At 50.9% G+C, this 8,707-nt stretch carries 8 protein-coding genes; all 8 read right to left on the reverse strand.

The window, feature by feature from the left end:
• Nucleotides 1-65: 65 nt before the first annotated feature.
• Nucleotides 66-4,094 carry a DNA-directed RNA polymerase subunit beta gene (rpoB, locus tag RZ35_RS15920; RefSeq protein ID WP_026744197.1) on the reverse strand — a complete coding sequence of 1,343 codons (4,029 nt, stop codon included), beginning with the start codon at nt 4,092-4,094 and terminating at the stop codon, nt 66-68.
• Between the two features lie 330 nt (nt 4,095-4,424).
• The gene (gene rplL, locus RZ35_RS15925) at nt 4,425-4,793 is read right to left on the reverse strand and encodes a 50S ribosomal protein L7/L12 (RefSeq protein WP_026740922.1); all 369 of its coding nucleotides are present in this window, start codon (nt 4,791-4,793) and stop codon (nt 4,425-4,427) included.
• Between the two features lie 68 nt (nt 4,794-4,861).
• Nucleotides 4,862-5,359, reverse strand: a complete 498-nt coding sequence (gene rplJ / locus RZ35_RS15930; protein ID WP_026744198.1) for a 50S ribosomal protein L10 — start codon at nt 5,357-5,359, stop codon at nt 4,862-4,864.
• Between the two features lie 303 nt (nt 5,360-5,662).
• Nucleotides 5,663-6,367 (reverse strand): 50S ribosomal protein L1, encoded by a 705-nt coding sequence (gene rplA / locus RZ35_RS15935; protein WP_026740924.1) that lies wholly within the window; start codon nt 6,365-6,367, stop codon nt 5,663-5,665.
• A 3-nt stretch (nt 6,368-6,370) separates the two neighbouring features.
• Nucleotides 6,371-6,799, reverse strand: coding sequence for a 50S ribosomal protein L11 (gene rplK, locus RZ35_RS15940; RefSeq protein ID WP_004929911.1), 429 nt, complete (start codon nt 6,797-6,799; stop codon nt 6,371-6,373).
• 159 nt (nt 6,800-6,958) lie between these two features.
• Nucleotides 6,959-7,504 carry a transcription termination/antitermination protein NusG gene (nusG, locus tag RZ35_RS15945; protein WP_026744199.1) on the reverse strand — a complete coding sequence of 182 codons (546 nt, stop codon included), beginning with the start codon at nt 7,502-7,504 and terminating at the stop codon, nt 6,959-6,961.
• 1 nt (nt 7,505) lies between these two features.
• Nucleotides 7,506-7,889 (reverse strand): preprotein translocase subunit SecE, encoded by a 384-nt coding sequence (secE, locus tag RZ35_RS15950; protein WP_026744200.1) that lies wholly within the window; start codon nt 7,887-7,889, stop codon nt 7,506-7,508.
• Nucleotides 7,890-8,122: 233 nt separating this feature from the next.
• Nucleotides 8,123-8,707, reverse strand: a 585-nt coding sequence (locus RZ35_RS15955; protein WP_026744201.1) for an EF-Tu C-terminal domain-related protein, incomplete at its 5' end; no start/stop codon positions are given.

Here is an 8,707-nt window from a genome sequence, read left to right on the forward strand (position 1 = left end):
GTAAGGCACCTGAGTCAAACTCAGGTGCCCCTGTAACGAATGTCAGCAACGCAATCGGGCTGGTATTACTTTTCTTCCAGCTCGATGTTGATACCCAGCGAGCGGATTTCTTTCAACAAGACGTTGAAGGATTCCGGCATGCCTGGTTCCATCCGGTGATCGCCATCCACGATGTTTTTATACATCTTGGTACGGCCGTTCACGTCATCGGATTTCACCGTCAACATTTCCTGCAGGGTATAAGCTGCACCGTAAGCTTCCAGCGCCCATACTTCCATCTCACCGAAACGCTGACCACCGAACTGCGCCTTACCACCCAGAGGCTGCTGAGTGACCAGACTGTAGGAACCGGTAGAACGCGCATGCATCTTGTCATCAACCAAGTGGTTCAGTTTCAGCATGTACATATAGCCCACGGTGACCGGACGTTCAAATTGCTCGCCGGTACGGCCGTCAAACAGCGTGATCTGACCAGAAGTCGGCAGATCGCCCAGTTGCAGCAGCGCTTTGATTTCGCTCTCTTTAGCACCGTCAAAGACCGGAGTCGCGATTGGCATCCCCTTCTTCAGGTTTTCTGCCAGGCGCAGCACTTCTTCATCGGTGAACGTGTTCAAATCCACTTTCTGACGAACGTCGTTACCCAGGTCGTAGGCTTTCTGAATGAACTCACGCAGTTTGTCCGCTTCTTCGCGCTGCTTCAGCATGGTGTTGATCTTGTCACCGATACCTTTTGCAGCCATACCCAGATGGGTTTCCAGAATCTGACCGATGTTCATACGTGATGGTACGCCCAGCGGGTTCAGTACGATGTCTACCGGCGTACCGTTTTCATCGTAAGGCATATCTTCGATCGGGTTGATCTTGGAGATAACACCCTTGTTACCGTGACGACCCGCCATTTTATCACCAGGCTGGATCTGACGTTTCACGGCCAGGTACACCTTGACGATTTTCAGCACGCCCGGCGCCAAATCATCACCCTGGGTGATTTTGCGGCGTTTGGCTTCGAGTTTCTTCTCAAACTCGTGTTTCAGCTCGTCGTACTGCTCGGCCAGCTGTTCCAACTGATTCTGTTTTTCTTCATCAGTCAGACCCAGTTCCAACCAACGCTCACGCGGCAGTTGATCCAGCTTCGCGGCTTCAACGCCACCGCTGACCAGCACGTCGTGAATACGGGCAAACAGACCGGCTTCGAGGATCTGCAATTCTTCAGTCAGGTCTTTTTTGGCCTGCTTCAGCTGCATTTCTTCAATTTCCAGAGCACGTTTGTCTTTTTCAACGCCGTCACGGGTGAAGACCTGAACATCGATAACCGTACCGGAAACACTGTTAGGCACGCGCAGAGACGAGTCTTTAACGTCAGACGCTTTTTCACCGAAGATAGCGCGCAGCAGTTTCTCTTCCGGAGTCAGCTGAGTTTCGCCTTTCGGCGTCACTTTACCGACCAGGATATCGCCACCGGTCACTTCCGCACCGATATAAACGATACCGGACTCATCCAGTTTGGAGAGNGCGGCTTCACCCACGTTCGGGATATCAGCGGTGATCTCTTCAGGCCCCAGTTTAGTATCACGAGATACGCAAGCGAGTTCCTGGATATGGATAGTCGTGAAGCGATCTTCCTGCACTACGCGTTCGGAGACCAAGATGGAGTCTTCGAAGTTGTAGCCGTTCCAAGGCATGAACGCTACGCGCATGTTCTGACCCAGCGCCAGTTCACCCAAATCGGTGGACGGGCCATCGGCCAGCACGTCGCCGCGCTCAATCGGTTCACCCAGAGACACACACGGCATCTGGCTGATGCAGGTGTTCTGGTTGGAACGGGTATATTTGGTCAGGTTGTAGATATCGATGCCCGCTTCGCCCGGATACATTTCATCAGGGTTAACGTTGATAACAATACGTGACGCATCGACGTACTGAACCGTACCGCCGCGTTTCGCTACTGCGGTAACACCGGAGTCTACCGCCACCGCGCGTTCCATACCGGTACCTACCAGCGGCTTGTCGGCGCGCAGAGTAGGAACGGCCTGACGTTGCATGTTCGCACCCATCAAGGCGCGGTTAGCATCATCGTGTTCCAGGAACGGGATCAGGGAAGCACCGACGGAAACCACCTGCTGGGTGGAAACGTCCATGTATTCAACCTGATCGCGGCTGAACAAGCTGGACTCGCCTTTGTTACGGCAGGTCACCAGCTCATCAATGAAGTGACCTTCTTCATCCAGATTGGTGTTCGCCTGAGCGATGACGAAGTTGCCTTCTTCAATCGCAGACAGGTAATGAATCTCATCAGTCACAACGCCGTCGCGAACCAGACGATAAGGGGTTTCGAGGAAACCATATTCGTTGGTCTGCGCATAAACGGACAGAGAGTTGATCAGACCGATGTTCGGACCTTCCGGCGTTTCGATAGGACATACGCGACCGTAGTGTGTCGGATGTACGTCTCGAACTTCAAAGCCGGCGCGTTCACGGGTCAGACCGCCTGGGCCCAATGCGGAAATACGGCGTTTATGCGTGATTTCAGACAGCGGGTTGTTCTGGTCCATAAACTGGGACAGCTGGCTGGAACCAAAGAACTCTTTCACCGCAGCCGAAATCGGCTTGGCGTTGATCATGTCCTGCGGCATCAGCGTGTCGAGGTCGCCCAAAGACAAACGCTCTTTAACCGCACGTTCGACACGGACCAGACCGACGCGGAACTGGTTTTCAGCCATCTCACCGACGGAACGGATACGACGGTTGCCCAGGTGGTCGATATCATCCACTTCGCCCTTACCATTACGGATGTCGATGAGTTTCTTCATCACATCAATAATGTCTTCTTTGCTCAGGATACCGGAACCTTCGATTTCCTCACGCAGCAAAGAGCGGTTGAACTTCATTCGACCAACTGCGGACAAATCATAACGATCTTCGGAGAAAAACAGATTTTCAAAAAGGGTTTCTGCTGCTTCTCGTGTCGGCGGCTCGCCCGGACGCATCATACGGTAGATCTCAACCAACGCGCTCAAGCGGTCATGGGTTGGGTCGACGCGTACGGTCTCGGAGATATAAGGACCGTGGTCCAGATCGTTAGTGAACAGCGTTTCGATCTGTTTGTGGCCGGACTGGCTGAGTTTGGCCAGCAGATCCAGCGACAGCTCCATGTTCGCATTCGCGAGCACTTCGCCAGTGCTTTCATCGACGTAATCTTTCGCCAGCACTTTACCGGCGATGTATTCCACCGGAACTTCAATGCTTTCGATGCCGTCTTTTTCCAACTGACGGATATGGCGGGCAGTGATACGACGACCTTTCTCGACGTATACCTTGCCGTTGGCTTCGATATCGAAGGAAGCCGTGTCACCACGCAGTCGCTCCGGAACCAGTTCCATCAACAGCTTATTACCGTTGATTTCGTAGACAATTTTGTCAAAGAACAGGCCCAAAATGTCTTCGGTAGAGAAGTTTAATGCGCGTAGGATAATCGTCGCAGGCAATTTACGACGACGGTCGATACGGACAAACAGGTTATCTTTCGGATCGAATTCGAAATCCAGCCAGGAACCACGGTAAGGAATGATGCGCGCGTTATACAGCACCTTACCTGATGAGTGGGTTTTACCCTTGTCGCTGTCAAAGAATACGCCCGGACTACGGTGCAGCTGAGAAACGATAACGCGCTCAGTGCCGTTGATCACGAAGGTACCGTTGTCGGTCATGAGCGGAATTTCGCCCATGTACACTTCTTGTTCTTTGATATCTTTAACGGTGCCTTCTGGCGCTTCACGCTCGTAGATCACCAGACGCAGCTTAACGCGCAACGGCGCAGAGAATGTGACGCCGCGGATCTGACATTCTTTAACGTCAAATACCGGCTCGCCAAGGCGATAGCTCACATACTGCAGCTCGGAATTACCGCTGTAGCTTTTGATAGGAAATACAGAACGGAAAGCAGCTTCCAGACCGTACTGACCTTCCGGATCTTGCTCGATGAATTTCTGGAACGAGTCAAGCTGGATAGAAAGGAGATAAGGCACGTCCAGAACTTGCGGACGCTTACCAAAGTCCTTACGAATACGTTTTTTCTCGGTATAGGAGTAAACCATAGGGTTCCTCAGCTCGCTGAAAAGTAGAACCTCTCTGTCCGTCCTAAAAAAGGACAGTTCATGCAACACCGTTTATATCGATCGAAAAGTGGAACACTTTTCGCAATACTTGTTTCTATCACTCTTAAACCATTTCGCTGCATTTACGTTCAGCGGCCAAAGCGGCAAACGATGCAGTATATTAAGTCGTCGATAGAAAAAAATATTGTGGGTTAATCAATGGTCAAACAGTGTGAAACACCATTGATTCCCTACAGCGCAAAAAGGCTGGTGACTAAAAAGCCACCAGCCATCAGCCTGATAAATCAGGCTGTAACCTGTAAGTTAAATTTATTTAACTTCAACAGAAGCACCAGCTTCTTCCAGGGCTTTCTTCAGAGCTTCAGCGTCGTCTTTGCTGATGGCTTCTTTCAGAACTGCCGGAGCAGATTCTACCAGGTCTTTAGCTTCTTTCAGACCCAGGCCAGTCGCGCTACGAACTGCTTTGATAACTGCAACTTTGTTGCCGCCAACAGCAGACAGAACAACGTCGAACTCGGTTTTTTCTTCAGCAGCTTCAGCCGGGCCAGCAGCAGCAACAGCTACAGCGGCAGCAGCAGAAACACCGAATTTTTCTTCCATTGCGGAAACCAGTTCAACAACGTCCATTACAGACATAGCTGCTACTGCTTCCAGAATTTGATCTTTAGTGATAGACATAACAATTGTTCCTAAGAATCAGAAATAGTTTATACGTTAGCAAACACGACGCCAGTAAAAAGGGACGATTAAGCCGCTTCTTTCTGGTCGCGTACGGCAGCCAGTGTGCGAACCAGTTTGCCGGCAGCGGCTTCTTTCATGGTCGACATCAGACGTGCCAGTGCTTCTTCGTAAGTCGGCAGAGTTGCCAGACGGTCAATTTGAGCCGCCGGAATCAACTCGCCGTTAAAGGCTGCAGCTTTGACCTCGAATTTTGCATTCGCTTTCGCGAACTCTTTGAACAGACGAGCAGCAGCGCCCGGGTGTTCCATTGAGTATGCAATCAGGGTCGGACCGACAAACGTGTCTTTCAGGCACTCAAAATCTGTACCTTCAACTGAGCGACGCAGCAGCGTGTTACGAACAACACGCATGTATACGCCAGCTTCACGACCTGCTTTACGCAGTTCAGTCATTTTATCTACGGTAACGCCGCGAGAATCCGCAACAACCGCAGACTGCGCGCCTTTGGCTACTTCGTTGACTTCAGCAACAATCGCTTGTTTGTCTTGAAGATTTAATGCCATTAGCTTTTGCTCCTGGATTTGGCCGGAGAAATCTCCGGAACTCACTTCACCTGTAGCCAAAACGACCAACAGGCGTTAACACACGGTGAGCAGAATCCAGTAAAGACAAGTCAAACTTTTCTTCAGGCTCTGTCACCGTCTACGCAGGAAGATTAAGTCTCTTTCGAANCACCTGCGGTCTTGGACGGAGGCCTGGATCAGGCCAGGCTCCAACCGAAAATTCTTCTTCAGTCCCACAAGTGGAACAACGCGGCGTAGGATTATAAAGAAATCCAGCACCGCAGTAAAGAGGAACAAAAGCTATCAGTTAGCTACGGCGTTCAAACCGCTCTGATCGACAGCTAAGCCAGCACCCATGGTGGTGGACAGGCTAACTTTCTTGATGTACACGCCTTTAGCCTGAGACGGTTTAGCTTTTTTCAGCGCAACCAGCAGAGACTCCAGGTTTTCTTTCAGTTTGTCAGCGTCGAAATCAACCTTACCGATAGTGGTATGGATGATGCCGTTTTTGTCGTTACGGTAACGAATCTGACCTGCTTTAGCATTTTTAACTGCTTCAGCAACGTTAGGCGTTACGGTACCCACTTTCGGGTTCGGCATCAGGCCACGCGGCCCCAGGATCTGGCCGAGTTGACCAACTACGCGCATTGCATCCGGAGAAGCAATAACAACGTCGAAGTTCATTTCGCCTTTCTTGATCTGGTCAGCCAGGTCATCCATACCTACCAGGTCAGCGCCAGCAGCTTTAGCCGCTTCAGCGTTTGCGCCCTGAGTAAATACAGCAACGCGTACGCTGCGGCCAGTACCGTGCGGCAGCACAGTCGCGCCACGTACGTTCTGGTCAGATTTACGTGCGTCGATGCCCAGATTTACGGCAACGTCAACGCTTTCTACGAATTTCGCAGTGGCCAGCTCTTTGAGCAGAGCAACGGCTTCGTTGATGTCGTACTGTTTAGTTGCATCAACTTTGTCACGGATCACGCGCATGCGCTTGGTCAGCTTAGCCATTTCTTAGTCCTCCACTACCAGGCCCATGGAACGAGCAGTACCTTCAATGGAGCGAGTCATCGCTTCCACATCAGAACCAGTCATGTCCGCAGCTTTGGTTTCTGCGATTTCACGTACCTGAGCACGGGTTACTTTACCTACTTTGTCTTTGTTCGGCTTGCCAGAACCAGACTTGATACCAGCCGCTTTTTTCAGCAGAACTGCTGCCGGCGGAGTTTTGGTAACGAAGGTGAAGGAACGGTCAGAGTAAACGGTAATAACAACCGGGATCGGCAGACCTTTTTCAATGCTGTCAGTCTTAGCATTGAACGCCTTACAGAATTCCATGATGTTAACACCCTGCTGACCCAGAGCCGGACCAACCGGAGGGCTCGGGTTAGCCATACCGGCTGCAACCTGCAGCTTGACGTAGGCTTGTACTTTCTTGGCCATTTAACTTTCCTCGAATGGGTGATAGCGCTTCGTTTATCGAAGCTCCCCGCAGTGATAAAAACGTTTTACACGTCATTAGACGCATAAAATAAAGGCGCGAAATAGTAGTCTATTTTCGCGCCATATACAAGCAGAAATTCTTAGCGATATACGCTCAAATCAGCCTTTCTCTACCTGGCCAAAATCCAGTTCTACCGGGGTAGCACGGCCGAAGATAGAGACAGAAACTTTCAGACGACTCTTCTCGTAATCCACTTCTTCAACAACGCCGTTGAAGTCAGCGAATGGACCATCGTTGACGCGGACCATTTCACCCGGCTCAAACAGGGTTTTCGGCCGCGGTTTATCACCCACCTGCTGCAAGCGGTTCATGATGGCATCGNCTTCTTTATCGCTAATCGGCGCAGGACGGTCAGAAGTACCGCCGATGAAGCCCATTACGCGTGGGACGCTACGGACCAAGTGCCAGCTAGCATCTTCCATCACCATCTGCACCAGCACATAACCTGGAAAGAATTTGCGCTCGCTTTTGCGACGCTGTCCGCCACGAATTTCCACTACCTCTTCAGTAGGGACCATCACTTCACCAAACAGATCTTCCATGTTGTGGAGTTTGATGTGTTCACGCAGCGACTGAGCGACGCGACCTTCAAAGCCAGAAAACGCCTGAACGACGTACCAACGTTTCTTTGGAGCTTCAGACATCTTAAAACCTCAGGCCAGTAATAAACGATACTAAACGAACCAGAATACCATCTAGTCCCCACAAAATCAGTGACATGACGGCAGTTACCGCAGCAACGATCAGCGTGGTATGTAGCGTTTCCTGACGGGTCGGCCAGATGACTTTTCGAACTTCAGTACGAGCTTCACGCGCAAACAGAACGGTCGCTTTACCTTTCGTCGTCAATAACGCTATACCACCCGCAACAGCGATCAGGATAACAACAGCCAATGCTCGCAGAGGCAGGCTTAACTCACGGTAATAATAATTACCGACAACCGCCGCAACCAGTAAAACAGCGACGATCAGCCATTTCAGCATCTCAAGGCCACGTCCACTACCCTGAGCTTCGGTATTCGCACTCATAAACCAACCTGTCACAATGATTCAGACAAATAATTTTGCCCAGCATGAAGGGCAAACCAAACCGAATACTGCCTTTGAAGGAGAAATTCGGGATTACGCCGTTTATACAGAGCCTATCTCACCAATGATTATAATTCACAATCGCTGATGAGATAGGTTCTACCCTGACAGCGTAGAAAAAGGGCATCAAATGATGCCCTTTTATCGCATGTTGCGTCAATTCTTATCAGCAATTAAGCGATAACTTTAGCAACCACGCCAGCGCCTACGGTACGACCACCTTCACGGATAGCGAAACGCAGACCATCGTCCATTGCGATCGGAGCAATCAGGTTGACAACCATCTTGATGTTGTCGCCCGGCATGACCATTTCCACGCCTTCCGGCAGTTCGATGGTGCCCGTTACGTCAGTTGTACGGAAGTAGAACTGCGGACGGTAGCCTTTGAAGAACGGAGTATGACGGCCGCCTTCGTCTTTGCTCAGAATATAAACTTCTGATTCGAACTGGGTGTGCGGCTTGATTGAACCCGGTTTAGCCAGTACCTGACCACGTTCAACTTCGTCACGCTTAGTACCACGCAGCAGAACACCAACGTTCTCACCCGCACGGCCTTCGTCCAGCAGTTTGCGGAACATTTCAACACCGGTACAAGTCGTTTTAGTCGTGTCTTTGATACCCACGATTTCAACTTCTTCACCCACTTTGATGATGCCGCGCTCTACACGACCGGTCACTACAGTACCACGGCCGGAGATAGAGAATACGTCTTCGATCGGCAGCAGGAACGGCTTGTCGATATCACGTTCTGGTTCCGG

Source organism: Lonsdalea quercina subsp. quercina, assembly GCF_000688655.1.
In the GTDB taxonomy this organism is placed as follows: domain Bacteria; phylum Pseudomonadota; class Gammaproteobacteria; order Enterobacterales; family Enterobacteriaceae; genus Lonsdalea; species Lonsdalea quercina.

Coding starts and splice junctions, on each gene's coding strand:
- secE (WP_026744200.1), bottom strand. CDS start 7,889: ATGAGTGCGAATACCGAAGCTCAGGGTAGTGGACGTGGCCTTGAGATG.
- rplJ (WP_026744198.1), bottom strand. CDS start 5,359: ATGGCATTAAATCTTCAAGACAAACAAGCGATTGTTGCTGAAGTCAAC.
- rplL (WP_026740922.1), bottom strand. CDS start 4,793: ATGTCTATCACTAAAGATCAAATTCTGGAAGCAGTAGCAGCTATGTCT.
- rplA (WP_026740924.1), bottom strand. CDS start 6,367: ATGGCTAAGCTGACCAAGCGCATGCGCGTGATCCGTGACAAAGTTGAT.
- rplK (WP_004929911.1), bottom strand. CDS start 6,799: ATGGCCAAGAAAGTACAAGCCTACGTCAAGCTGCAGGTTGCAGCCGGT.